This is a genomic window from Micromonospora sp. NPDC005707 (genome assembly GCF_040631005.1).
GTDB lineage: Bacteria > Actinomycetota > Actinomycetes > Mycobacteriales > Micromonosporaceae > Micromonospora.
Genome location: NZ_JBEXYR010000011.1, coordinates 1 through 22,758 on the forward strand (window position 1 = coordinate 1; position 22,758 = coordinate 22,758).

The window sequence follows — 22,758 nt, forward strand, 5'->3', positions numbered from 1 at the left end:
CCCAAAGAAGAGCTGCCAGTCCGGGGTATAAATCAATTTGGCACTGGCTTATCAAGCACCCTGTTGAGTTCTCAAAGAACAACCACACACCATCCAGAAACCCCACACCGTGGAGCCCCCGTCCGGGGCATTTCGTTCACCACCCGCCGCTCTCGCGCCGGGCACTTTTACTACGTTACCCGGTGGTTTCTGCCGTGTCAAACCGGTGTTTCGCGGTTTGTCATGCTTCCACCCTTTTGCCGGGCACCACTATTCGACCGGCTCGCGCCGGGCGCCTCGTGGGTTTCGGCAGGACGGCCGCCGCGGTTTCCCGCTCGCTCGTCCGTATCCCTGCCGGCCGATAACCTTACCCGGTCGGTTCCGCCTCGCCAAATCCGCCTCCCGGCGAATCCGGGGCACCGCCCGTATTCGGTCCTGCGCTCCGGCCTTCCAGGTGCTTCGCCCTGTTTCGTCCGTTCCGCGCTGGCAGAGAGAAAGTTACGCGCCCGGCGGATTGATCGTCAAATCCGCCGGGCGCGTCCCGCGTCACACCGTCGACGTGGGGCTATCTGCCCAGCTCGACGCCGGCGAAGTTGCGCTTGCCCCGGCGCAGCACCAGGTAGCGGCCGTGCAGCAGGTCCGCCGGCGACACCGTCGCGTCCACCTCGGCGATGCGCACGTTGTTGACGTACGCGCCGCCCTCGGCGATGACCCGCCGGGCCTCCTTCATGCTCGGCACGAGGCCCGACTCCTTGAGCAGGCCCGCGACGTCGGGCAGCTCGTCGAGGTGCACGAGACCCGCCTCGGTGAGCGCGGCGCGCAGGGTCTCCGGGGCCAGGTCGTCGAGCGAGCCGCGACCGAAGAGCGCCTGGCTCGCGGCGACCGCCTGCGCCATCTCCCGCTCGCCGTGCACCAGCGCGGTCAGCTCCTCGGCGAGGGCCCGCTGGGCGAGCCGCGCCTGCGGGCGTTCCGCCGTGGCCTTCTCCAGCTCCTCCAGCTCCTCTCGGGAGCGGAAGCTGAAGTACCGCAGGTAGCGGGTGACGTCCCGGTCGTCGGCATTGACCCAGAACTGGTAGAAGGCGTACGGGCTGGTCATCTCCGGGTCGAGCCACACCGCGCCGGTCTCGCTCTTGCCGAACTTGGTGCCGTCCGACTTGGTGACCAGCGGGGTGGTGAAGGCCTCCACCGGCCCGGCGCCACGACGCCGGATGTAGTCCACACCGGCGGTGATGTTGCCCCACTGGTCCGAGCCGCCGTACTGGAGCTGGCACCCGTGCCGGCGGTGCAGCTCGAAGAAGTCGTTCGCCTGGAGCAGCTGGTAGCTGAACTCGGTGTAGCTGATGCCCGTCTCCAGCCGGGCCTTGACCACCTCGCGGGCCAGCATCTTGTTCACCGGGAAGTGCTTGCCCACGTCCCGGAGGAACTCCACCACCGACATCTCGGCGGTCCAGTCCAGGTTGTTGACCAGCCTGGCCGCATTCTCCCCCTCGTACGTCACGAAGGGCGCGAGCTGGTCGCGGATGCGCTGGACCCAGCCGGCGATGACCTCGGGCGGGTTCAACGTGCGCTCGGCGCTCTCCTTCGGGTCGCCGATCTGGCCGGTGGCGCCACCGACCAGCAGCAGCGGCCGGTGCCCGGCGAGCTGGAGCCGGCGGGCCATGACGACCTGCATGAGGTTGCCGACGTGCAGGCTGGGCGCCGTCGGGTCGAAGCCCACATAGAAGGTGGTGCTCCCGCCGTCGAGCAGCTCGCGCAGCTCGTCGAGGCCGGTCGAGTCCTGGATCAGGCCCCGCCACAGCAGGTCTTCGGTCAGGGAGTCCCGCCCCTGCGGGAGGTTGCTGTCCGTCACGGTCACCGATTCTCCCCCATCACCGGCTCCGGCCCGTACCGGGTTTGCCGACGGGGGGCGACTAGGCTGGCGGCTCCACCGACAGGAGGGGGCCGCCGTGGAGATGCCGGACGTGACCGGGGGCTTCGTCGCCCTGCTGGGCCTGAAGTTCGACGAGGTGAGCGGGGACCGGGTGGTCATCCGCTGGCAGGTCCGTCCGGAGCTGCACCAGCCGTACGGGATCCAGCACGGCGGGGTCTACTGCTCGGTCGTGGAGACGGCGGCCAGCATCGGCGGCGCCCTGTGGCTCGGTGACAAGGGCAAGGTGGTCGGGGTCTCCAACCAGACCGACTTCCTGCGTGCCGTCCGCGACGGCGAGCTGACCGCGGTCGGGACCCCGATCCATCGCGGGCGCAGCCAGCAGCTCTGGCTGGTGGAGATCACCGAGGAGGGTGGCCGGTTGGTCTCGCGCGGCCAGGTACGGCTGCAGAACCTCACCTCCGCCTGATCCCCAGCTGTTCGATTCGCCCCGGAAAGGGTGCCTGACGCCGATATCGTCGCGTCGATGAGCCCGGCCACCACCGACCCGACGTGAGGAAACTCTTCGCCGCCACGCTCGGCGTGCTGTCGGCCGTCGGCGGCTTCGTCGACATCGGCGATCTGGTGGCGGCGAGCCAGGCGGGCGCCCGCTTCGGGATGGCCCACGCCTGGGTGCTGCTCGTCGGGGTGGTGGGCATCTGCGCGTACGCGGAGATGGCCGGCCGGATCGCGGCGGTGAGCGGCCGGGCGGTCTTCGACCTGGTCCGGGAGCGCCTGGGGCCGCGGGTGGCGCTGCTCAACCTGGTCGCCTCCTGGCTGGTCACGGTGATCACCCTGGCCGCGGAGCTGGGCGGGGTGGCGCTGGCGTTGCAGCTCGCCACGGGATGGAGCCACCTGCTCTGGGTGCCGGTGGCCGCGGTGGCGGTCTGGCCGGTGCTCTGGCGGATGCGCTTCGAGCTGATGGAACGGGTCTTCGGCCTGGCCGGGCTGGCGCTGCTGGTCTTCGCGGTGGCACTGTTCGCGGTGCCCACCGACTGGGCGGAGCTGGGGCGCGGGGCACTGACCGTCGGCTCCTCCGGTGCGGGCTGGTCGGTGTACTGGTTCGTGGCGGTGGCGCTGTTCGCGTCGACGGTCAGCCCGTACGAGGTGTTCTTCTTCTCCTCCGGCGGGGTCGAGGAGCGGTGGAGCGCCGCCGACCTGGCGCACGCCCGCTCGAACGTGCTGATCGGCTTCCCGGTGGGTGGCTTCCTGGCGCTGTCGCTGATCGCCGTGGCGACGGTGGCGTACCACCCGTCGGGGGCGTCGCCGGACACCCTCGAGGCGGTGGCGCGGCCGGTGGTGACCGCGCTGGGCGGGGTCGGGCTGGCCGCCGCCGTGCTGGCGTTCTTCGCGGTGACCTTCGGCGCGGCGCTGGAGACCGGCCTGTCCGCCGCGTACGCGGCGTCGCAGTATTTCGGCTGGCAGTGGGGTAAGCGGGTCAGCCCGCGGGAGGCCGCCCGGTTCCACAGCGTGCTGCTGGTCGGGCTGCTACTCGGGGTGCTGCTGCTCATGACCAGCGTGGACCCCATCCGGCTGACCGAGTACATGCTGGTGCTCAGCGCGGTGGTGCTGCCGCTGACCTACCTGCCGATCCTGGTGGTGGCGAACGACCGCATCTACCTGGGTGACCGGGTCAACGGGTGGTGGACGAACCTGCTCGGGGCGCTGTTCCTGTTGCTCATCGTCGCCGCCTCGGTGGCGGCGATCCCGCTGGCGATCATCACGAGGATGGGGCGATGAGGATCCAGCTCGCCAAGCAGTTGCTCGACCGGCAGATCGTCGACGTCGACGGCCGGCTGGTCGGCCGCGTCGACGACATCGCGTTCGCCGTCGACGAGGAGGGCTACCCGTACGTCGACTGCCTGCTCACCGGGCAGGCGGCGCTCGGCGACCGGATCGGGGGCCGGATCGGGCGGCTGCTCGTCGCCGTCGCCGACCGGTTCACCGACGACCCGCCGGTGCCGCCGCTGCGCGTGGCGCTCACCCAGGTCGACCGGGTCGACAGTGTGGTCCGGCTGCGCTGCCCGGCGACCGACCTGCCGCCCTCGCCGGTGGAGACCTGGCTGCGCCGGCACCTGATCGACAGGATCCCGGGAGCGCACCGTGCGAGCGGGTGAGCTGCTCGGCCGGACCGCGTACGACCTGCGCGGGCGGCGGTTGGGCCGGGTGGTCGACGTGGTGGTGCGGGGCGGGTGGCCGCCGGACCGGCTGCGGATCACCGACGTGATCGTCGCCGGCCACTGGTGGACCCGTGTCACGAGCCGGCTGATCGGGCCGGAGCGGCACCCGTCGGGGCCGTGGCTGCTGCGCGCCGTCACCCGGGTGCTGGCCCGCAGCACCCACCAGGTGCCCGTCGACTCGGTGCAGGTGCGCCCGCCGGTGGCGGGCTTCCCGTTCGGCCCGCCGGCCGGGCGCGGCTGAGGGTCAGCCGCGGGCCTCGTCGAGCACCGGCGTGCCGTCGGCGTCGGCGTGCTCGGCGTCCTCGCCGCGGTCGCGGCGGGCGTGCCGGCGGACCCGGACCTCGGTGATGGCGTGGTGGTCGACGTCGCCGACGGCCAGGTCCCAGCCGTCGACCCGGACCCGCTCCCCCGCCACGGTGGGGATGTGCCCGAGGCAGATGAGCACGAGCCCCGCGATGGTGGTGTAGTCGCCGGGCGGCCGGTTGGGCAGCTCGACGCCGAGGTCGGTGAGGTCGTGCACCGGGAAGGTGCCGGGCAGCACGAGCGTGCCGTCCTCCTCGGTGCGGATCGAGCCGAGGTCCCGGTCGGTCTCGTCGTAGATCTCGCCGACGATCTCCTCGAGGATGTCCTCCAGGGTGACGATGCCGTCCACGGCGCCGCGCTCGTCGACCACCAGCGCGATGTGCTGGCGTTCCGCCTTGAACTGGCGCAGCGCGTCGACCACGGGCAGCGAGTCGGGCAGCAGCATGGGCGGCCGGGCGATCTCGTCCACCGGGCGGTCGTCGGGGACGCCGACCAGGTCGCGCAGGTGGATCACGCCTACCGCCTCGTCCAGGCCGCCGTGCCGGACCACCGGCGCCCGCGAGTGGCCGGTCGCGGCGAGGACCAGCCGGGCGGCCTCCGCGGTCGTCCCGCTGTCCAGGGTGAAGACCTGCAACCGGGGTACGAGCACCGCCCGCAGCTGCCGGTCGGCGATCTCCACGGCCCCGGCGATGATGGTCCGCTGCTCCTTGGTGAAGCCGTGGTTGCCGGCCACGATGTCGCGCAGCTCGTCCGGCCCGATCTCGTCCGGCTCGTGCTTCGGGTTCAGCCCGAACAGGCGGACGACCAGGTCGCTGGTGGCGCCGAGGGCCCAGACCGCCGGCCGGGTGACGCTGGCCAGCACGTCGAGCGGGCGGGCCACGACGAGCGCCCACCGCTCGGCGGACTGCATGGCGATCCGCTTCGGGGCGAGCTCGCCGAAGACCAGCGTCACGAAGGTGAGCACCAGGGTGACCGCCACGATGGCGACCGTCTCGGCGGCGTCGCCGAACACCCCGAGCAGCGGGACGAGGGGCTTCGCGAGGGACACCGCCGCGGCGGCGGAGGCCAGGAAGCCGGCCAGGGTGATCCCGATCTGGATGGTGGCCAGGAACCGGTTGGGGTCCTTGGCCAGGCGGGCCAGGGTGCGGCCGGCCCGGCTGCCACGCTCCAGCCGCTGGAGCTGGCTGTCGCGCAGCGAGACCAGGGCCATCTCGCTGCCGGCGAAGGCCGCGTTGACGATCACCAGAACTCCGACCAGGGCCAGCTGGCTCCAGTAGCTCTGCACGCGCGGTTCTCTCCCTCGGCCGACCCGGGCCGGCCGCTGTGGCCGTCCCGTCGCCGACCGTGGCCCGGGCGGCGTGGCCCCTCTGTTGCCCCGCGGGCGGGCCGCGCAATCCTCCGGCGGCGGGTCAGGCGGGAGCGGGCAGGTCCAGGACGTACGCGTCGCCCTCGGGGCGGAAGCCGAGCCGGTGGTAGTAGGGGGCGACCATGCCGGGCGGGCTGACCACCCGGCGGAAGCCGCGGTCGGTGAACAGCCGGCTGCGCCGGTAGACGAACTCGCCGGGGGTGAAGTCGCGGAACGGCGGGGTCACGTAGTCCAGGTCGATCTGGGCCACCCCGCCGGCCTCGGCGTGCGAGACCACCACGCCGACCACCTCGTCGGCGCGGACCACCAGGAACGCGGAGCGGTCGGCGGCGCCCGGGTCCCAGCGGAAGTCCGGGTTGAACCGGGCGATGTCGGCGGCGTGCACCCGCAGGGTGTGGGCCAGGAAGGCGTCGCCGGTGCCCACCTCGACCACCTCGTAGGTCTGCGCGTCGTGGCGGGTGGCGAGCATCGTCCGCAGATACCAGACGTTGATCACGGCGAGCACCACGTTGAGCCCGACCATGGGCCACACGTGCACGGCGGCGTTGTAGCCGATCAGGATGAGGCAGCCGAGCAGGTTGAGCGCGCGCAGCCGCAGGATGCGGGTCTGCAGCAGCGACCAGACCAGCAGCGCGGAGCCGGCCCAGCCGACGAGTTCCAGCCAGTTCACCCCGGGGAGACTAGTGGCCGCCCTGGTCAGCCGCCTCGGCGGGCAGCTCCAGCACGTACTCCTCGACCTCGGCGCCGCGGCCGGCGGCGTACCCCGAGTCCTCGCCGACCACCACGAAGCCGCACTTGCGCAGCACCGCCAGGGAGGCGGCGTTGTCCTTGGCGGCGCGGGCGTGCACCGGCCGCTGCGGCACCTCGCGCAGCAGCGCGGCGAGCGCGGCGGTGGCGTGGCCCCGCCCCCAGTGGGCGGAGTCGATCCAGTAGCTGACCTCGGTGCGCTCCCCCACCGGGAAGGCGGCCACGCGCCCGACCACCGTGCCGTCGACGATCACGGTGCGGTTGACGATGCGCGGGTCGGCCCGGATGCGCGCCCAGTGGGCGTCGAAGGCGGCCCGGTCGGCCGGGTCCTTCGGGCCGAAGGCGGCCATCCAGTTGGCCTGCGCGTCCTGCTCGTGGGCGAAGAACGCGGGCAGATCCTCGTCGCGCACCGGCCGCAGCCGCACCTCACTGGTCATCGCCGGAGGATACGTGGGCGCACCGACAGGTTCGGGACCTCCGGCCCGGTCGGTGTCCCGTCCGGCCCTGCCGCGCCGGCGGGCCGCCCGGCTACCAAGGAAGGGGACGCCAGGCACGCCGGCCGCCGCGCTAGTGCCGGTCACCCGCGCGGGCCGGCCGGTCGGGGTGTTCGTCGTGTCCGGCGGGCGGGTCCGCTACCGCCGGCTCGCCGACCCGGACCGGCTCGTCGCGGCCGCCACCGCGGCCTTCGCCGTGGCCGCGCTCGCCGCCGCCATGGGGGGTGGTGGCGTCGGCCCGCCGCCGGCCACCGGCCATCCGCACGGTCACCATGGGCCCCGGCGGCTGGGTCAGCCTGCGCGGCGCCCCGCTGCCGCCGCTGCGGCCGGACCGGCGGCCCTGGTGGGCCCGTGCGCTGCGGGCCCGCCGCCTGGTCGTCGACCGCTGACCCGCCCCGGGTACGGCCGCCGCCCCCGTCGGGCCCGCGGCCGTACCAAATCCGCGGTCACGCCGTGCGGTGGACCTGCCGTGCGGCCGGGCCGTCGGGTCACACGGCGGGTGGACCGGCGTCCCGACCGGCACCGGGCCGACCGGGTGGGAGCGCAGGATCGTCGGGTGAACAGGATGCTTCAGCGCCCGCGTGGCCGCGCACGTCCGACGCGTACCCTCCGGGCCCGCGTCGTCGGCCCGACCGCGGCCGGCCCGCGTGCCCTCGGCCCGACGGCGGCCGCGCCGCTGGCGCTCGCCGTGGCGGCGATCGGCGCGGTGGCCATCGGCCGGCTCGTGATCGCCCGCCTGGCCATCCGCCGGGCGGTGATCCGTGAGCTGCGGATCGGCCGGTTGGAGGTGGACGACCTGGTCGTCCACCGGCACGCGGCAGGTCAGCCGGTCGGCGGCAGAGCCGTCGGGTAGCCGTACAGCTCCAGCAGCCGCACCCGGGACGCGTGCAGCCGGTCCACCACGACGCTCATGAAGCGGGTCGTGAGCTGCCGGCCGAGGGCGTCGTCGGACTCCATCAGCCGGCGTACGCCCGCGGCGTCGAACTCGACCGCCGTGCACCGCTGCGCGGCGACCGCGCCGAACTGCCAGCGGTAGGGCGGGAACAGCCACGACCAGCCGAGCACCCCGCCCGCACCGATCGTCTCGATCCCCACGTCACCACGGCGGGGCACCGGGAAGTCCAGCGCCACCTGGCCGCCACGGACCAGCCAGAACCGCTCGGCGGGCTGCCCGGCCCGGAACAGCCGGTGCCCGGGGTGCCAGACCACCGGGCGGGCGTAGCCGGTCAGCGGGGGCAGCCACGCGTCGGGCAGCCCGGCGAGGAAGGGGTGTGCGCGGAGCATCTCCAGCGGGGTCATCGGTCGCTCGCCTCCCACGGGGTCCTGGATCGTCCCGGCACCAGCTCACACCCGTTCGGCCCGACGTGGCAGGGTCGTTGGTCCCGAATTGACCGGGTGCAACGCCTCTGCCCGCGAAGCGCCGACCGGAGAACCGTGGAGATGGACGAAGGAGGACGTGATGACCGACAGATCCGGCGCCCCCGTCGTGGTGGGCGTGGACGGTTCCCCCACCGCTCTGGACGCGGTCCGGGTGGCCGCCCGGATGGCCGCCACCCGGCACCGGCCCCTGCGGGTGGTGCACGCGTTCCAGTGGCCGCTGCTCGGCACCCCACTCGGCCCCGTGGTGGCCGCCCTGCCGCACGAGGAGCTGCGGCAGGAGACGGAGAAGCTGGTCGCCGAGGCGCTCGACGAGGCCCGCAAGGTCGACGCCGAGCTGCCGGTGACCGGCGCGGTACGCGACGGCGCCGCCGTCCCGGTGCTGCTGGAGGAGAGCCGGGACGCCGCGCTGCTGGTGCTCGGCCACCGCGGGCTCGGCGGTTTCGCCGAGCTGCTGGTCGGCTCGGCGGCCGTGGGGCTCTCCGCCCGGGCGGACTGCCCGGTGCTGGTGGTGCGGGGCGAGCCGCGCGCCGACGGCCCCGTCGTGGTCGGCGTGGACGGCTCGGCGCTGTCCACCGAGGCCATCGGATTCGCGTTCGCCGAGGCGGCGCGGCGCGGCGCCGACCTGGTGGCGGTGCACGCCTGGCTCTACCCGGCCCCGGTCGGCCCCGGCGACATCGTGCCGCTGGCGTACGACCCCGAGGAACTGCGCGCGGAGGAGGAGCGGGTGCTCGCCGAGGCGGTCGCCGGCTGGGCCGAGCGCCACCCCGAGGTGCGGGTACGCCGGAAGCTGGTCGCGGCCACCCCGGCGGCGGCACTGGTGGCCGAGTCCACCGACGCGCAGCTGGTCGTGGTCGGCGCGCACGGCCGGGGCAGCCTGGGAGGGCTGCTGCTCGGCTCGGTCAGCCACGCCGTGCTGCACCACGCCCGCAGCCCGCTGGCCATCGTCCGGCACCGCCGGAGCCCCGCCGCGGGCTGACCGTCCCCCGTCCGCGCCGGCCCCTTCCCCCCCTCGGCCGGCGCGGACGGCCGCGTTCGCGCTCGGTCGGCGGGGTCGTCGTCGACAATGGGCGGAGCCGACCGGAGGGATGCCGATGAACCGACCTGTCGTGGTGGGTGTCGACGGATCGTCGACCAGCCTCACCGCCGCCGACCACGCCGCCCGGGCCGCCGTGGCGCGGTCCCGACCGCTGCACGTGGTGCACGGCTACCTGCACCCGCTCGGCTACGGGGTGCCGCTCAACCCGTACGACCTCGGGGTGCCGGCGCCCACCGAGGAGTCGCACAAGATGTTGGAGCAGGTGGCCGCCGAGCTGGTCGACCGGCATCCGGGCCTGCGGGTGGAGGTGCGCCAGGTGGCCGGCGGCCCGGGCGTCACCCTGATCGAGGAGTCCCGCCGGGCCGAACTCGTGGTGGTGGGCAGCCGGGGCGTGGGCGGCTTCGCCGGGCTGCTGCTCGGCTCGGTGAGCAACCAGGTGGCGCAGCACGGGCACTGCCCGGTGCTGGTGGTCCGCCCGGCGGAGCAGCCCATCCCGGTGCGGGGCCCGGTGCTCGTCGGGGTGGACGGGTCCGAGTCGGCCGGGTACGCCGTGCGGCTCGCCGCCGACGAGGCGGTCCGCCGGGACGCCGACCTGGTGCTGGTGCACGTCCGCACGCCGGAGCGGGGCGCCGTGGCGCCGGACGCCGCGGCCGAGGCCACCGCCGCCGCGCAGGCCGAGTCGGCGGAGCTGCTGGCCGGGGCGGCCGCCCGGATCCGCTCGGACCATCCGGTGCTGAGCGTGGTCGAGCGGCCCCTGCGGGGCGAGTCCCCGGAGCAGGCGCTGATCGAGGCGAGCGGCGAGGCCGCGCTGGTGGTGGTCGGCTCCCGGGGCCGGGGTGGCTTCGCCGGGCTGCTGCTCGGCTCGGTCAGCCAGGCGCTGGTGCAGCACGCCCACTGCCCGGTGCTGGTGGCCCACCCGTACGAGCCGGCCGGCGACTGAGGCCGCCGGCCGGGCTCAGGCCGGGTCGCGCCCGGCGAGCAGGTCTTCGAAGCTGGTGGTGAGCGCGAACGGGTCGGCCGGCCCGGTCGCCGCCGGCCGGCGGTCCACCTGGTCGGCCAGCTCGATGCCGGCCCGCCGGATCCGGGCCCGCAGCGCGCTGTCGCCGCCGTCGCCGGCCCAGTCCTCCGGCGCGGCGAAGACCGCCGTGGGCACCACGACCGCCCTCAGGTAGGCGAACATCGGCCGGACCGCGTGCTCCAGGGCGAGCGAGTGCCGGGCCGTGCCGCCGGTGGCTCCGATGAGCACCGGCCGGCCGGCCAGGGCCTCCTTCTCGACCACGTCGAAGAACGACTTGAACAGGCCGCTGTACGAGGCGTTGAAGACCGGGGTGACCGCGATCAGCCCGTCCGCGCCCGCGACGGCGTCCAGCGCGGTCCGCAGGGCGGCCGGCGGGAAGCCGGTGAGCACGTGGTTGACCACGTCGTGGGCGTACTCGCGCAGGTCCAGCGTGCGGATCTCCACCTCGGCGCCGCGCCGGACCAGCTCGTCGCGGGCGGCCGCGGCGAGCTGGTCGGCGAGGAGCCGGGTCGACGAGGGCTGGCTGAGGCCGGCCGAGACCACGGTCAGCGTGCGGCGGGTCATCGGTCCTCCTCGGGCGCCTTGCCGGTCACGTCGTCGACGGCGTGGACCGTGCTGTCCTTGGCACCGCCCGCCGCGGCCAGCAGCGAAGCGTGCGTCGGCGCCTCGGGCACGTGCGCCGGGCGCAGCGAGTCGAACTCCTTGCGCAGCACCGGGACGACCTCCTCGCCCAGGAGGTCGAGCTGCTCCAGGACGGTCTTGAGCGGCAGCCCGGCGTGGTCCATGAGGAAGAGCTGGCGCTGGTAGTCGCCGACGTACTCGCGGAAGCCCAGGGTGCGGTCGATGACCTGCTGCGGGCTGCCCACGGTCAGCGGGGTCTCCCGGGTGAACTCCTCCAGCGACGGCCCGTGCCCGTAGACCGGGGCGTTGTCGAAGTACGGCCGGAACTCGCGGACCGCGTCCTGCGAGTTCTTGCGCATGAAGACCTGCCCGCCGAGGCCGACGATGGCCTGGTCGGCGGAGCCGTGGCCGTAGTGCGCGAAGCGCTGCCGGTAGAGGGCGATCATCCGCTGGGTGTGCTCCTTGGGCCAGAAGATGTGGTTGGCGAAGAAGCCGTCGCCGTAGTACGCGGCCTGCTCGGCGATCTCCGGGCTGCGGATCGAGCCGTGCCAGACGAACGGCGGCACGCCGTCGAGCGGGCGCGGGGTCGAGGTGAACGACTGCAGCGGGGTGCGGAAGCGGCCCTTCCAGTCGACCACGTCCTCCCGCCACAGCCGGTGCAGCAGGTCGTAGTTCTCGATGGCGAGCGGGATGCCGTTGCGGATGTCCTGCCCGAACCACGGGTAGACGGGGCCGGTGTTGCCGCGGCCCATCATGAGGTCCACCCGGCCCTCGGCCAGGTGCTGGAGCATGGCGTAGTCCTCGGCGATCTTCACCGGGTCGTTGGTGGTGATGAGCGTCGTCGAGGTGGACAGCAGGAGCCGCTCGGTGCGGGCCGCGATGTGGCCGAGCATGGTGGTGGGCGACGACGGCACGAACGGCGGGTTGTGGTGCTCGCCCGTGGCGAACACGTCCAGCCCGACCTCCTCGGCCTTGAGCGCGATGGCCACCATGGCCTTGATCCGCTCATGCTCGGAGGGCAGCCGACCGTTGGTCGGATCGACCGTGACGTCGCCGACGGTGAAGACTCCGAACTGCATGACCAGCTCCTCGCGTGGGGTCCGGACCCTCCGGCCCGGAATCGCTCCGCACAACATAGTTGACGAAGCAACTATTCCGCGCGGCACCCGCTCCGGGGTGGCCCACCTCACGGCCGGCGGCCGCCACGGGGAGCGGGGTCAGCCGCCCGCCACCGAGGGGAGGATCTGGACTTCGGCGTTCTCGGGCACCGGGGTGTCCAGGGCGCCGGTGTGGCGGCAGTCCTCGCCGTCGACGTAGACGTTGACGTAGCGGCGCAGGTCGCCCCGCTCGTCGCGGATGCGGCGAGCCAGCCGGGGCCAGGTGGCGGCCACCTCGTCGAGGACCGCCCGCAGGGTGCCGCCGGCGGCCACGGTCAGCCGGCTCTCCCCGCCCGTCTCGGACCGGAGCGGGCCGGGCAGCAGCACGGTGACCACTCAGACCTCCGCGGCCCGGACGCAGAGCACGTCGGGCAGGTGCGCGGCGACCAGCGACCAGGAGTCGCCCTCGTCGGCGCTGGCGTAGACCTCGCCGGAGCGGGTGCCGAAGTAGACGCCGGCCGGGTCGTGGTCGTCGACGCTCATGGCGTCGCGCAGCACCGAGGGATAGAAGGGTCCGTCGGGCAGGCCGGCGGTGAGCGGCTCCCAGCTCGCGCCCGCGTCGGCCGAGCGGTAGACCCGGCAGCGCCGGTCGGTGGGGAACCGCTCGCCGTCGGCGGTCAGCGGGAAGGCGTAGACGGTGCCGGGGCGGGACGGGTGGGCGACGATCGGGAAGCCGAAGTCGCTGGGCAGGCCCGCGGCGATCGAGGTCCAGCTGCGCCCGTCGTCGTCGGAGCGGTAGACCCCGTGGTGGTTCTGCGCGTAGAGCCGCTCGGGGTCGCCGGCGTCCCGGGCGATCTTGTGGACGCACTGACCGAACTCGGGCCATTCGTCGGGCAGGAAGTAGGCCCGGATCCCGGTGTTGCCCGGCGCCCAGCTCGCTCCCGCGTCCTCGGTGCGGTAGACCCCGCCGGTGGACATGGCCACCGCCATCCGGCCCGGGTCGCCCGGGTGCGGGAGCACGCTGTGGACGGCCTGGCCGCCGAAGCCGGCGCCCCACTGCTCACGGTGGGGATGGTCCCAGAGCGCCCGAACCAGGCTGAAGCTGCGCCCGCCGTCCTCGGAGCGGAAGAGCGCGGACGGTTCGGCGCCCGCCCAGACCACGTCGGGCTGGTCCGGGCCGGCGGGGGTGAGTTGCCAGACCCGCCCCAGGCTGGCCCCGGTGTCGGCCGGGAACGCCACCGGCGCCTGCCCCGGCTCGTGCCAGGACTCGCCCAGGTCGTCGCTGGTGGCCACGCTGGGGCCGAAGTGCGAGCTGGTCATGCCGGCGAGCAGTCGGGGACGGCCGGGGCGCTTGTCGACGGCCACCGCGTAGACCCCGGTCATCGGGAAGTGCGGGCCGCTCACCGCCCAGTCGCGCCGGTCGGTGCTGGTGGCCAGGAAGAGTCCCTTGCCGGTGCCGATCGCGAGCAGCGTCGTCATGCCGGTCCTCCCTCATCGATGGGTGCCGTGATTATCGCCACACCCACCGACAGGATTCACTCCCGGCGCGCCGCGCGCCGGTCAGCGCCGGGCGCGGGGCACGTGCCGGCGGTACGCGCTCACCGTCTCCTCGCCCGTGATCCAGAAGCGCCAGGGCACGTCGTGGGCGCCCGTGACGCCGACCCGGGGGCCGGCCGTGACCGCCGCCTCGGGCACCGGCGCGAGCGGGGGCCGCAGCCGCACCGGCCCGTCGCCGAGCAGGTCGGCACCGTAGACGGACCGGTCGATGCCGAGCGCCGCGCAGAGCCGGGCCGGACCGCGCGCGAGATCCACGTCCTTGCGTACGGCCGGGCGGCGCTCCCGCGCGGCGTCGAGGCCGTCGACCACCTCGCCGGCGCGCAGCAGCACCGCCGAGGCCTCGCCGTCGGGCCCGGTCACCACGTTCACGCACCAGTGCATGCCGTAGGTGAAGTAGACGTAGGCGTGCCCGGCCGGGCCGAACATCACGGCGTTGCGCGGGGTGCGGCCCCGGTGGGCGTGGGAGGCCGGGTCACCGGCGGTGCCCGCGTACGCCTCGACCTCGGTGATCCGGACGGTGACCCCGTGACCGGTGAGCCGGCAGCCGAGCAACCCCCGGGCGGCGGGAACCACCGGGCCGGCGAGCAGGTCGGAGAGGACGGAGAGGTCGGTCGCGGTCACCGGGAAACCCTAGCGGGATCCGAGAGGTGAGCACGAATTGCTTTCAACGGGCTGTTGACAAAATGTCGTTCAAGGGTGTGGAATCGACGACATGGTCACGATGGACAACGACCCGTTCACCGCTCCGGATGCTGCCCAGGCCCGGGCTCACCGCAACTACGCGGCGCTGCTGCGGATCGCCGAGCGGCACGCCGGCACCGACGCCCGCCGCCGGCGCTACGCGCACCCCGACGTCCCCGACGCCTACGAGGCGGCGACGCTGGTGATGGCGCTCGCGGGCGGGGCGGAGCTGGCGGAGGGCGAGGAGCCGGTCGACCAGGCCGACCTGACCGCCGCGCTGACCCTTATCCCGCACGTGCGCGCCGAGGTCGACGCGCTGGAGGCGGGCCTGCTGCAGGTGGCCCGCGGCCGGGGCCTGACCTGGCAGGCGATCGCCTTCGGGCTGGGGCTGGGCAGCGCGCAGGCGGCCCGGCAGCGTTACGAGCGGCTCACCGTGCGCACCGGCACCGGCGACTGATCCCGGTCCACCAGGGGGCGGCGCGGTGGCGGGGCCGGCGACTGTCGCAGCCGCGGGCGAGACTGTGCCGGTGGACGGCACGGGAGGGGTGCGATGAAGCGCGAGGAGATGCGGTCCTACTGCCTGGCCAAGCCGGGCGCCTGGCTGGACCAGCCGTGGGAGGGCGACGAGGTGGTCAAGGTCGGCAGCCGGATCTTCGCCTTCCTCGGCGCGCCCGAGGGTGAGGCCCGGGTGGGGCTCAAGTGCGGGCCGTCCCGGGAGGTGGCCGACGAGTGGCTGCACCGGTTCCCCGACGACGCCCGCTCCTCCCCCTACATCGGCCGCTCCGGCTGGAACACGCTGCGGCTCGACGGCGCCATCCCGGACGAGGAGCTCATCGAGGCGGTCGACGGGTCGTACGACGCGGTGGTGGCGAAGCTGCCCAAGCGCGAGCGGCCGACGGCCTGACCCCGCGCGGCGGCCGGGCCACCGCGCGGGGTGTCGCGCTCAGCGGGGCACGACCCGCTCGGCGGCCCACTCCCGCCAGCCGGCCAGCCTGTCGGCGGCCGTGGCGAGCTGGTCGGCCACCGGCCCGGGGCCGGTCGAGCCGGGCGTGATCCGGGCAGCCAGGGCGGAGCGCACCGACAGCACGTCGCGCACCGAGGGGTCGAGGTGCTCGCTGACCGCGGCCAGGTCGTCGTCGGACACCTCGTCCAGGGCACAGTCGCGGGCCACACAGAGCGCCACCAGCCGGCCGGTGATCTCGTGCGCCTCCCGGAACGGCACGTTCCGCCGGACCAGCCAGTCCGCGACCTCGGTGGCGAGGGAGAAGCCCGCCGGCGCGGCGGGCACCAGCCGGTCGACGCGGACCGTCATCGTCGAGATCATCCCGGCGAGGGCGGGCAGCAGCAGCTCCAGGGTGTCGACCGCGTCGAAGGCCGGCTCCTTGTCCTCCTGCATGTCGCGGTCGTAGGTCATCGGCAGGCCCTTGAGCATGGTGAGCACGCTCATCAGTCCACCGACCAGCCGGCCGGACTTGCCCCGGGCCAGCTCGGCGATGTCCGCGTTCTTCTTCTGCGGCATGATCGACGAACCGGTGGCGAACGCGTCGTCCAGCTCGACCCAGCCGAACTCCTGCGACGTCCAGAGCACCACCTCCTCGCCGAGGCGGGACAGGTGCACGCCGATCATCGCGGTGACGAAGAGGAACTCGGCCACGAAGTCCCGGTCGGCCACCGCGTCCATCGAGTTGGCGAACGACGTGCGGAACCCCAGCTCCTTGGCGACGGCCACCGGGTCCAGCGGCAGGCCGGAGCCGGCGAGCGCCCCGGCGCCGAGCGGGCTGACGGCACACCGGTGGTCCCAGTCCCGCAGCCGTTCCAGGTCCCGCAGCAGCGGCTGCACGTGGGCGAGCAGCCAGTGCCCGAAGGTGACCGGCTGGGCGTGCTGGAGGTGGGTCATGCCGGGCGCGGCCGTGTCCACGTGCCGCTCCGCCTGCTCCACCAGGGCCTCGGCCAGCTCGACCAGCCGGGCGGCCACGCCGCGCGCGTGGTCGCGCAGGTAGAGCCGCAGGTCGGTGGCGACCTGGTCATTGCGGGAGCGGCCGGCGCGCAGCTTGCCGCCGAGGCTGCCGAGCCGCTCCAGCAGGCCGCGCTCCAGTGCGGTGTGCACGTCCTCGTCGTCGATCGTGGGCCGGAACGTCCCGGCGGCGCAGGCGGCCTCCAGGTCGTCCAGCGCGGCCAGGATCCTCCCCAGCTCCTCGGGGTCGAGCAGGCCCGCGCCGGCCAGGACCCGGGCGTGCGCCCGGGAGCCGGCGATGTCGTACGGGGCGAGGCGCCAGTCGAACTGGACGCTCACCGACAGCCGCGCCAGCGCCTCGGCGGGGCCGCCGGCGAACCGGCCTCCCCAGAGGCTCGTCCGGTTGGCGGGGGCGCTGTTCTCGGTCAGGCTCTTGTCGTCCACCCCACCCATTGTGGCAGCGCTCACCTTTCGCTCCCGACTGCGGGGCTCACTCGGCTCGCTCCTTCACCCCTCGCGTTCGCACTCACGATCAGCGTCCGCCCAGCCGGGCGTCCCGCGCGGCGGCCATCCTGCTGGGCAGGCCCCAGAGCTGCACGAAGCCCTTGGCCAGGGACTGGTCGAAGGTGTCGCCGGTGTCGTAGGTGGCCATGCCGAAGTCGTACAGGCTGGCCTCGGAGCGCCGACCCGTGACGGTGGCCCGGCCGCCGTGCAGGGTGAGCCGCACCTCGCCGGAGACGTGCTGCTGGGCGTCGTCGATGAACGCGTCGAGCGACTTCTTGAGCGGCGAGAACCAGAGGCCGTCGTAGACCAGCTCGCCCCAGCGCTGGTCGACGCCGCGCTTGAACCGGGCCAGGTCCCGCTCGACGGTGACCGCCTCCAGCTCCTGGTGGGCGGCGATCAGCGCGATCGCGCCGGGGGCCTCGTAGACCTCGCGGCTCTTGATGCCGACCAGGCGGTCCTCGACCATGTCGAGCCGGCCGACGCCCTGCGCGCCGGCGCGCCGGTTCAGCTCCAGGATCGCCTGGTACGGGGTGACGGTCTCGCCGTCGACGGCGACCGGCACGCCGGCGTCGAAGGTGATGACCACCTCGTCGGCGTCGCGCTCCTGCGCCGGGTCGGCGGTGTAGGAGTAGAGGTCCTCGATGGGGCCGTTCCAGATGTCCTCCAGGAAGCCGGTCTCCACCGCGCGTCCCCACAGGTTCTGGTCGATGGAGTACGGCGACTTCGCCGACACGTCGATCGGCAGGCCCTTCTCCTCGGCGAAGGCGATGGCCTTGTCCCGGGTCCAGGCGAAGTCGCGGGCCGGGGCGATGATCTTCAGCTCGGGGGCGAGCGCGTTCAGGCCGACCTCGAAGCGGACCTGGTCGTTGCCCTTGCCGGTGCAGCCGTGCGACACGATGGTGCCGCCGTGCTTCTGCGCCGCGGCCACCAGGTGCTTGACGATCAGCGGCCGGGACAGCGCGGAGACCAGCGGGTAGCGGTCCATGTACAGCGCGTTGGCCCGGATCGCCGGCAGGCAGTACTCGGCGGCGAACTCGTCGCGCGCGTCGACCACCTCGGACTCGACGGCGCCGCAGTCCAGCGCGCGCTGCCGGATGGCGTTCAGGTCCTCGCCGCCCTGGCCGACGTCGACCGCCACGGCGATCACCTCGGCGCCGGTCTGCTCGGCCAGGTAGGGAATGGCGACGGAGGTGTCGAGACCCCCGGAGTACGCCAGGACGACCCGCTCGGTCATGGTGTGGTGCTCCCTTCAACGTTCTCTTCCCGGCGGGCCCACGCGGCGAGCTTGTCGCCCAACGCGGCGCCGCCGTCGGCCTCGCGGGCCACGACGAGGATGGTGTCGTCGCCGGCGATGGTGCCGACGATCTCGGACAGGCCCGCTCGGTCCAACGCGCTGGCCAGGTACTGGGCTGCGCCCGGCGGGGTGCGCAGCACGGCGATGTTGCCGCTGGAGTCGACGCCGTTGAGCAGCTCGCGCAGCAGCCGGACGAGGCGGGCCGGTGCGGCCTCGGCCTCCCGCAGCGGCCGGTGGCCGTCCTCCGGAATCAGGTAGACGCCGCGCCCGTCGCCGCCGCGCGCGGTGACCGCCCCCAGTTCCTTGAGGTCCCGGGAGAGGGTGGCCTGGGTGACCTGGATGCCGTCACCGGCGAGCAGGTCGGCCAGCTCGGTCTGCGAGTGGATAGCCTTGTCGCGGATGAGCTCGACGATGCGGCCGTGCCGCGCGGCACGGGTCAGCGGTGCGGTCATGATGCCTCCAGGAGAAACGTCAGCAGCGCCTTCTGGGCGTGCAGGCGATTCTCCGCCTGGTCGAACACGGCGCTGTGCGGCCCGTCGAGCACCTCGTCGGTGATCTCCTCGCCCCGGTGGGCGGGCAGGCAGTGCAGCACGATCACCCCGGCCGCGGCGTGGCCGAGGAGCGCCCCGTTGACCTGGTACGGCAGGAACGGCGTGACCCGGTCCTGGCCGTCGGACTCCTGGCCCATCGAGGTCCAGGTGTCGGTGGCGACCACGTCGGCGGCGCGGACCGCCTCGACCGGGTCGGTGAGCACCCGGACCGAACCGCCGGTGCCGGCGGCGATCTTCTCGGCCCGGGCCACGATCTCGGCGTCCGGCTGGTAGCCGGCCGGGCCCGCGATCCGCACGTGCATCCCGGCAGTCGCCCCGGCCAGCAGGTAGGAGTGCGCCATGTTGTTGGCCGCGTCCCCGACGTACGCGAGGGTGCGCCCGGCGGTGGCGCCGAAGCGTTCCCGGACGGTGAGCAGGTCGGCGAGGAGCTGGCAGGGGTGGTAGGTGTCGGTGAGCGCGTTGACCACCGGCACGGTGGCGTGGCTGGCGACCTCGGCGATCCGGTCGTCGCCGTGGGTGCGCAGCACGATGGCGGCGACGTAGCGGGACAGCACCCGGCCGGCGTCGGCGAGGGTCTCGCCCCGGCCGAAGTGGGTGACCTGGGTGTCCACCACGAGCGGGTGCCCGCCCAGCTCGGCGATGCCCGCGTCGAAGGAGATCCGGGTGCGCAGGCTCTGCTTGTCGAAGAGCACCGCCACCGACCTCGGGCCGGCCAGGGGCTTGTGGGCGAACCGGTCGGCCTTCATCCGGGCGGCCAGGTCGAGCACGGCGGCCTGCTCGACGGGCGAGAGGTCGTCGTCCTTCAGGAAGTGCCGGGTCATGCGGGGACCTCCGTGGCGATGGGTGCGGGCGCGGCGGCGTCGAGGGCGGCCGGCAGCGCGGCGAGGAAGGCGTCGACCTGGCCGGCGTCGAGGATCAGCGGCGGCGCGAGCCGAACCACGCCCGGCTGCACCGGGTTGACCAGGAAGCCGGCCTCGCGCAGCGCGCCGGCCACCGCGCCGGAGACCGGCGCGTCGAGCACGATGCCGAGCAGCAGACCGGCGCCGCGGACCTCGGTGACGAGCGGGTGGCCGAGCGCCTCGACGCCGCGGCGCAGCCGCTCCCCGACCCGCTTCACGTGGTCGAGCAGCCCCTCGTTGGCAATGGTGGCGACCACGGCGAGCGCGGCGGCGCAGCTGACCGGGTTTCCCCCGAACGTGGTGCCGTGCGAGCCGGGCGTGAGCAGGTCGGCGGCCCGCCCGAAGGCCAGGCAGGCGCCGAGCGGCAGCCCGCCGCCGAGCCCCTTGGCCAGGGTCACGACGTCCGGCTCGACGCCGTCGGCCTGGTGGGCGAACCAGTGCCCGGTGCGGCCGACGCCGGTCTGCACCTCGTCGAGCACCAGCAGCGCGCCGTGCGCGGCGGTGATCCGGCGGGCCTCGGCCAGGTAGCCGGGCGGCGGGACGACGACGCCGTTCTCGCCCTGGATCGGCTCGACGATCACCATGGCGGTGGCGTCGGTGACCGCCTCGGCCAGGGCGGCGGCGTCGCCGTACGGCACGTGGGTGACCTCGCCGGGCAGCGGGCGGAACGGGTCGGCCTTGGCCGGCTGGCCGGTGAGCGCCAGGGCGCCCATGGTGCGGCCGTGGAAGCCGCCGTGCGTGGCCACCACGTGGGTGCGCCCGGTGAGCCGGGAGAGCTTGAACGCGGCCTCGTTGGCCTCGGCGCCCGAGTTGGCGAGGAACACCCGGCCGGGGCGGCCGGCCAGCGCCAGCAGCAGCTCCGCCAGGGCCACCGGGGGCTCGGCGACGAACAGGTTCGACACGTGCCCGAGGGTGGCGACCTGCCTGGACACGGCGGCCACCACGGCCGGGTGGGCGTGGCCGAGGGCGTTGACCGCGATGCCGCCGAGCAGGTCGACGTACTCCCGGCCGGCCTCGTCGACCACGACGGCGCCGGAGCCGGAGACGAGCGCCAGCGGCGGGGTGCCGTAGTTGTCCATCATGGCCGCGCGCCAGCGTTCGACGAGCGTGCTCATGAGTCGATCACCATCGTTCCGAACCCTTCCGAGGTGAAGACCTCGAGCAGCGTGGAGTGGGCGACCCGGCCGTCGACGACGTGCGCGGCGGGCACTCCCCCGCGCACGGCCCGCAGGCAGGCCTCCATCTTCGGGACCATCCCGGACTCCAGGGAGGGCAGCAGCTTCGCCAGGTCGTCGGTGGTGATCTCGCTGACCAGGCTGGTCGTGTCGGGCCAGTCGGCGTAGAGGCCGGGGACGTCGGTGAGGACGACCAGCTTGCGCGCGTCGAGGGCGACGGCCAGCGCGGCGGCGGCCGTGTCGGCGTTGAGGTTGTGCAGCACCCCGTCGGCGTCCGGCGCGACCGTGGAGATGACCGGGATCCGGCCGGCCGCGATGAGGTCGGCCACCGCGGAGACGTCCACCGACTCCACGTCGCCGACCTGCCCGACGTCGACCGGCTCCCCGTCCACGTACGCCGGGCGGCGCACCGCGGTGAACAGGCCGGCGTCCTCGCCGGAGAGGCCGACCGCGAACGGACCGTGCGCGTTGATCAGGCCGACCAGCTCCCGGCCGACCTGCCCCACGAGGACCATCCGGACCACGTCCATGGCTTCGGGGGTGGTGACCCGCAGGCCGCCCTTGAACTCGCTGGCGATGCCGAGCCGGCCGAGCATGGCGGAGATCTGCGGGCCGCCGCCGTGCACGACGACCGGCTTGAGGCCGGCGTAGCGGAGGAAGACCATGTCCGCGGCGAACGCCCGCTGCAGGTCGGGGTCGACCATGGCGTTGCCGCCGTACTTGACCACGACGGTGGCGCCGGAGAAGCGGGCCAGCCAGGGCAGGGCCTCGATCAGCGTCTCGGCCTTGGCCTGGGCCCGGGTGAGGTCGGCGGTGAGACTCATGAGGAGTACGCCGAGTTCTCGTGCACGTAGGCGTGCGACAGGTCGTTGGTCCAGATCGTCGCCTCCGCGTCGCCCGCGTGCAGGTCGATCCGGATGGTGACGTCGCGGCCGGTGAGGTCGACCTTGGCCCGGTCCTCGGCGGCGGCGCCGCCCCGGCACACCCAGATCCCGTTGACCGCGACGTCCACGCCGTCCGGCTCGAACGCGGCGGCGGTGGTGCCGACGGCCGCGAGGATCCGTCCCCAGTTCGGGTCGTTGCCGAACAGCGCGGTCTTGACCAGGTTGTTCCGGGCCACCGAGCGGCCCACCTCGACCGCGTCGTCCTCGTCGGCGGCGCCGGCCACCTCGATGGCGATCTGCTTGGTGGCGCCCTCGGCGTCGGCGATCAGCTGCTGGGCCAGGTCGTGGCAGGCGGCGGTCACCGCGGCGGTCAGCTCGGCGGCGGTGGGCTCGAGGCCGGAGGCGCCGCTGGCCAGCAACAGCACGGTGTCGTTGGTGGACATGCAGCCGTCGGAGTCGACCCGGTCGAAGGTGACCCGGGTGGCGGCCCGCAGCGCGGCGTCCAGGGTCTCCGGCCCGGCCACCGCGTCGGTGGTGAGCACGCAGAGCATGGTGGCCATGGCCGGGGCGAGCATCCCGGCGCCCTTGGCCATTCCGCCGACCGTCCAGCCGCTCCCCCGGGCCACGGTGGTCTTGGGCCGGGTGTCGGTGGTCATGATCGCTTCGGCCGCCGGCCGGCCGCCGTCGCGGGACAGGCCGCGCACCGCGCCGCGGACGCCCGGGAGGAGCTTCTGCATGGGCAGGCGCTCGCCGATCAGGCCGGTGGAGCAGACCGCCACCTCGCCGGCGCCGACCATGAGCCGGGGGCTGCTGGCGGTGAGCGCGGCGGCGGTGTGCTCGGCGGTGGCGTGGGTGTCCTGGAAGCCGGCCGGGCCGGTGCAGGCGTTGGCGCCGCCGGAGTTGAGCACCACGGCGCGGACCACGCCGCCGCGGACGACCTGCTGGGTCCAGAGCACCGGGGCGGCCTTGACCCGGTTGGCGGTGAAGACGCCGGCGACACCGGCGTCGGGGCCGTCGTTGACGACGAGGGCGACGTCGCCGGCGCCGCTGGCCTTGAGGCCGGCGGCCACGCCGGCGGCGCGGAAGCCCCGGGGGGTGGTGACGGTCACTGGGCCGTCCTTTCGTTCGCGAC

Annotated in this window: 27 protein-coding genes; 10 read left to right on the top strand and 17 right to left on the bottom strand. The window is 74.1% G+C overall.

Features of this window, described 5'->3' with window-relative positions; genetic code table 11:
* Window positions 1-544: 544 nt before the first annotated feature.
* Window positions 545-1,828 carry a tyrosine--tRNA ligase gene (gene tyrS, locus ABZ452_RS21945; protein WP_357946303.1) on the bottom strand — a complete coding sequence of 428 codons (1,284 nt, stop codon included), beginning with the start codon at window positions 1,826-1,828 and terminating at the stop codon, window positions 545-547.
* 103 nt (window positions 1,829-1,931) lie between these two features.
* Here tyrS and ABZ452_RS21950 point away from each other — a divergent pair, with 103 nt between their 5' ends.
* The 4 genes from ABZ452_RS21950 (at window position 1,932) to ABZ452_RS21965 (ending at window position 4,306) form a co-directional block, all read left to right on the top strand.
* A complete protein-coding gene (locus tag ABZ452_RS21950) occupies window positions 1,932-2,315 on the top strand; it encodes a PaaI family thioesterase (protein ID WP_357946306.1) in 384 nt (127 codons plus the stop codon).
* An 83-nt stretch (window positions 2,316-2,398) separates the two neighbouring features.
* A complete protein-coding gene (locus ABZ452_RS21955; protein ID WP_357945859.1) occupies window positions 2,399-3,625 on the top strand; it encodes a divalent metal cation transporter in 1,227 nt (408 codons plus the stop codon).
* A complete protein-coding gene (locus tag ABZ452_RS21960; RefSeq protein ID WP_357945862.1) occupies window positions 3,622-4,002 on the top strand; it encodes a hypothetical protein in 381 nt (126 codons plus the stop codon). The genes ABZ452_RS21955 and ABZ452_RS21960 overlap by 4 nt, the downstream gene beginning before the upstream one ends.
* Window positions 3,989-4,306 carry a PRC-barrel domain containing protein gene (locus tag ABZ452_RS21965; RefSeq protein ID WP_357945864.1) on the top strand — a complete coding sequence of 106 codons (318 nt, stop codon included), beginning with the start codon at window positions 3,989-3,991 and terminating at the stop codon, window positions 4,304-4,306. Before ABZ452_RS21960 ends, ABZ452_RS21965 begins: the two co-directional genes overlap by 14 nt.
* A gap of 3 nt (window positions 4,307-4,309) precedes the next feature.
* Here ABZ452_RS21965 and ABZ452_RS21970 read toward each other — a convergent pair whose 3' ends face one another.
* The 3 genes from ABZ452_RS21970 to ABZ452_RS21980 all read right to left on the bottom strand — a co-directional run bounded on the left by ABZ452_RS21970 (window position 4,310) and on the right by ABZ452_RS21980 (window position 6,918).
* Window positions 4,310-5,653 (bottom strand): hemolysin family protein, encoded by a 1,344-nt coding sequence (locus ABZ452_RS21970; RefSeq protein WP_357945866.1) that lies wholly within the window; start codon window positions 5,651-5,653, stop codon window positions 4,310-4,312.
* Between the two features lie 124 nt (window positions 5,654-5,777).
* Window positions 5,778-6,404, bottom strand: a complete 627-nt coding sequence (locus tag ABZ452_RS21975; RefSeq protein WP_357945870.1) for a hypothetical protein — start codon at window positions 6,402-6,404, stop codon at window positions 5,778-5,780.
* Between the two features lie 10 nt (window positions 6,405-6,414).
* The gene (locus tag ABZ452_RS21980; protein WP_357945873.1) at window positions 6,415-6,918 is read right to left on the bottom strand and encodes a GNAT family N-acetyltransferase; all 504 of its coding nucleotides are present in this window, start codon (window positions 6,916-6,918) and stop codon (window positions 6,415-6,417) included.
* Window positions 6,919-7,202: 284 nt separating this feature from the next.
* Between ABZ452_RS21980 and ABZ452_RS21985 the strand changes: the two genes are divergently transcribed.
* Window positions 7,203-7,364 (top strand): hypothetical protein, encoded by a 162-nt coding sequence (locus tag ABZ452_RS21985; RefSeq protein WP_357945876.1) that lies wholly within the window; start codon window positions 7,203-7,205, stop codon window positions 7,362-7,364.
* Window positions 7,365-7,540: 176 nt separating this feature from the next.
* Window positions 7,541-7,828 carry a hypothetical protein gene (locus ABZ452_RS21990; RefSeq protein ID WP_357946308.1) on the top strand — a complete coding sequence of 96 codons (288 nt, stop codon included), beginning with the start codon at window positions 7,541-7,543 and terminating at the stop codon, window positions 7,826-7,828.
* On the opposite strand, the gene ABZ452_RS21995 is transcribed toward ABZ452_RS21990, so the two are convergent.
* Complete coding sequence (locus ABZ452_RS21995) at window positions 7,798-8,274, bottom strand: cyclic nucleotide-binding domain-containing protein (protein ID WP_357945879.1); 477 nt, start codon at window positions 8,272-8,274, stop codon at window positions 7,798-7,800. The genes ABZ452_RS21990 and ABZ452_RS21995 overlap by 31 nt on opposite strands.
* A 160-nt stretch (window positions 8,275-8,434) precedes the next feature.
* On the opposite strand from ABZ452_RS21995, the gene ABZ452_RS22000 reads away from it, so the two are divergent.
* Window positions 8,435-9,331 carry a universal stress protein gene (locus ABZ452_RS22000; RefSeq protein WP_357945882.1) on the top strand — a complete coding sequence of 299 codons (897 nt, stop codon included), beginning with the start codon at window positions 8,435-8,437 and terminating at the stop codon, window positions 9,329-9,331.
* 109 nt (window positions 9,332-9,440) lie between these two features.
* Window positions 9,441-10,331, top strand: a complete 891-nt coding sequence (locus tag ABZ452_RS22005; RefSeq protein WP_357945885.1) for a universal stress protein — start codon at window positions 9,441-9,443, stop codon at window positions 10,329-10,331.
* Between the two features lie 15 nt (window positions 10,332-10,346).
* Here ABZ452_RS22005 and ABZ452_RS22010 read toward each other — a convergent pair whose 3' ends face one another.
* The 5 genes from ABZ452_RS22010 to ABZ452_RS22030 form a co-directional block, all read right to left on the bottom strand.
* Complete coding sequence (locus ABZ452_RS22010; protein WP_357945888.1) at window positions 10,347-10,973, bottom strand: FMN reductase; 627 nt, start codon at window positions 10,971-10,973, stop codon at window positions 10,347-10,349.
* Window positions 10,970-12,109 (bottom strand): LLM class flavin-dependent oxidoreductase, encoded by a 1,140-nt coding sequence (locus tag ABZ452_RS22015; RefSeq protein ID WP_357945891.1) that lies wholly within the window; start codon window positions 12,107-12,109, stop codon window positions 10,970-10,972. Before ABZ452_RS22015 ends, ABZ452_RS22010 begins: the two co-directional genes overlap by 4 nt.
* 138 nt (window positions 12,110-12,247) lie before the next feature.
* Entirely contained in the window at window positions 12,248-12,523 is a 276-nt protein-coding gene (locus tag ABZ452_RS22020) for a ubiquitin-like small modifier protein 1 (RefSeq protein WP_357945894.1), read from the bottom strand.
* On the bottom strand, window positions 12,524-13,606 hold the full coding sequence (locus ABZ452_RS22025) for an exo-alpha-sialidase (protein ID WP_357945897.1): 1,083 nt from the start codon (window positions 13,604-13,606) through the stop codon (window positions 12,524-12,526). It abuts the gene before it with no gap.
* Window positions 13,607-13,687: 81 nt separating this feature from the next.
* Window positions 13,688-14,305 (bottom strand): DNA-3-methyladenine glycosylase, encoded by a 618-nt coding sequence (locus ABZ452_RS22030; RefSeq protein ID WP_357945900.1) that lies wholly within the window; start codon window positions 14,303-14,305, stop codon window positions 13,688-13,690.
* A gap of 91 nt (window positions 14,306-14,396) precedes the next feature.
* Between ABZ452_RS22030 and ABZ452_RS22035 the strand changes: the two genes are divergently transcribed.
* Window positions 14,397-14,822 (top strand): DNA-binding protein, encoded by a 426-nt coding sequence (locus ABZ452_RS22035; protein ID WP_357945902.1) that lies wholly within the window; start codon window positions 14,397-14,399, stop codon window positions 14,820-14,822.
* A gap of 93 nt (window positions 14,823-14,915) precedes the next feature.
* Window positions 14,916-15,269, top strand: coding sequence for an MmcQ/YjbR family DNA-binding protein (locus tag ABZ452_RS22040; RefSeq protein ID WP_357945904.1), 354 nt, complete (start codon window positions 14,916-14,918; stop codon window positions 15,267-15,269).
* Between the two features lie 39 nt (window positions 15,270-15,308).
* On the opposite strand, the gene argH is transcribed toward ABZ452_RS22040, so the two are convergent.
* The 7 genes from argH to argJ form a co-directional block, all read right to left on the bottom strand.
* The gene (gene argH / locus ABZ452_RS22045) at window positions 15,309-16,772 is read right to left on the bottom strand and encodes an argininosuccinate lyase (RefSeq protein ID WP_357946311.1); all 1,464 of its coding nucleotides are present in this window, start codon (window positions 16,770-16,772) and stop codon (window positions 15,309-15,311) included.
* Between the two features lie 79 nt (window positions 16,773-16,851).
* Window positions 16,852-18,057, bottom strand: a complete 1,206-nt coding sequence (locus tag ABZ452_RS22050; protein WP_357945907.1) for an argininosuccinate synthase — start codon at window positions 18,055-18,057, stop codon at window positions 16,852-16,854.
* A complete protein-coding gene (locus ABZ452_RS22055; RefSeq protein ID WP_262287227.1) occupies window positions 18,054-18,569 on the bottom strand; it encodes an arginine repressor in 516 nt (171 codons plus the stop codon). Before ABZ452_RS22055 ends, ABZ452_RS22050 begins: the two co-directional genes overlap by 4 nt.
* Complete coding sequence (gene argF / locus ABZ452_RS22060; RefSeq protein WP_357945911.1) at window positions 18,566-19,489, bottom strand: ornithine carbamoyltransferase; 924 nt, start codon at window positions 19,487-19,489, stop codon at window positions 18,566-18,568. Before argF ends, ABZ452_RS22055 begins: the two co-directional genes overlap by 4 nt.
* On the bottom strand, window positions 19,486-20,682 hold the full coding sequence (locus ABZ452_RS22065) for an acetylornithine transaminase (RefSeq protein ID WP_357945913.1): 1,197 nt from the start codon (window positions 20,680-20,682) through the stop codon (window positions 19,486-19,488). Before ABZ452_RS22065 ends, argF begins: the two co-directional genes overlap by 4 nt.
* The gene (gene argB, locus ABZ452_RS22070) at window positions 20,679-21,566 is read right to left on the bottom strand and encodes an acetylglutamate kinase (protein WP_357945916.1); all 888 of its coding nucleotides are present in this window, start codon (window positions 21,564-21,566) and stop codon (window positions 20,679-20,681) included. Before argB ends, ABZ452_RS22065 begins: the two co-directional genes overlap by 4 nt.
* Complete coding sequence (gene argJ / locus ABZ452_RS22075) at window positions 21,563-22,735, bottom strand: bifunctional glutamate N-acetyltransferase/amino-acid acetyltransferase ArgJ (RefSeq protein WP_357945919.1); 1,173 nt, start codon at window positions 22,733-22,735, stop codon at window positions 21,563-21,565. Before argJ ends, argB begins: the two co-directional genes overlap by 4 nt.
* Window positions 22,736-22,758 lie beyond the last annotated feature (23 nt).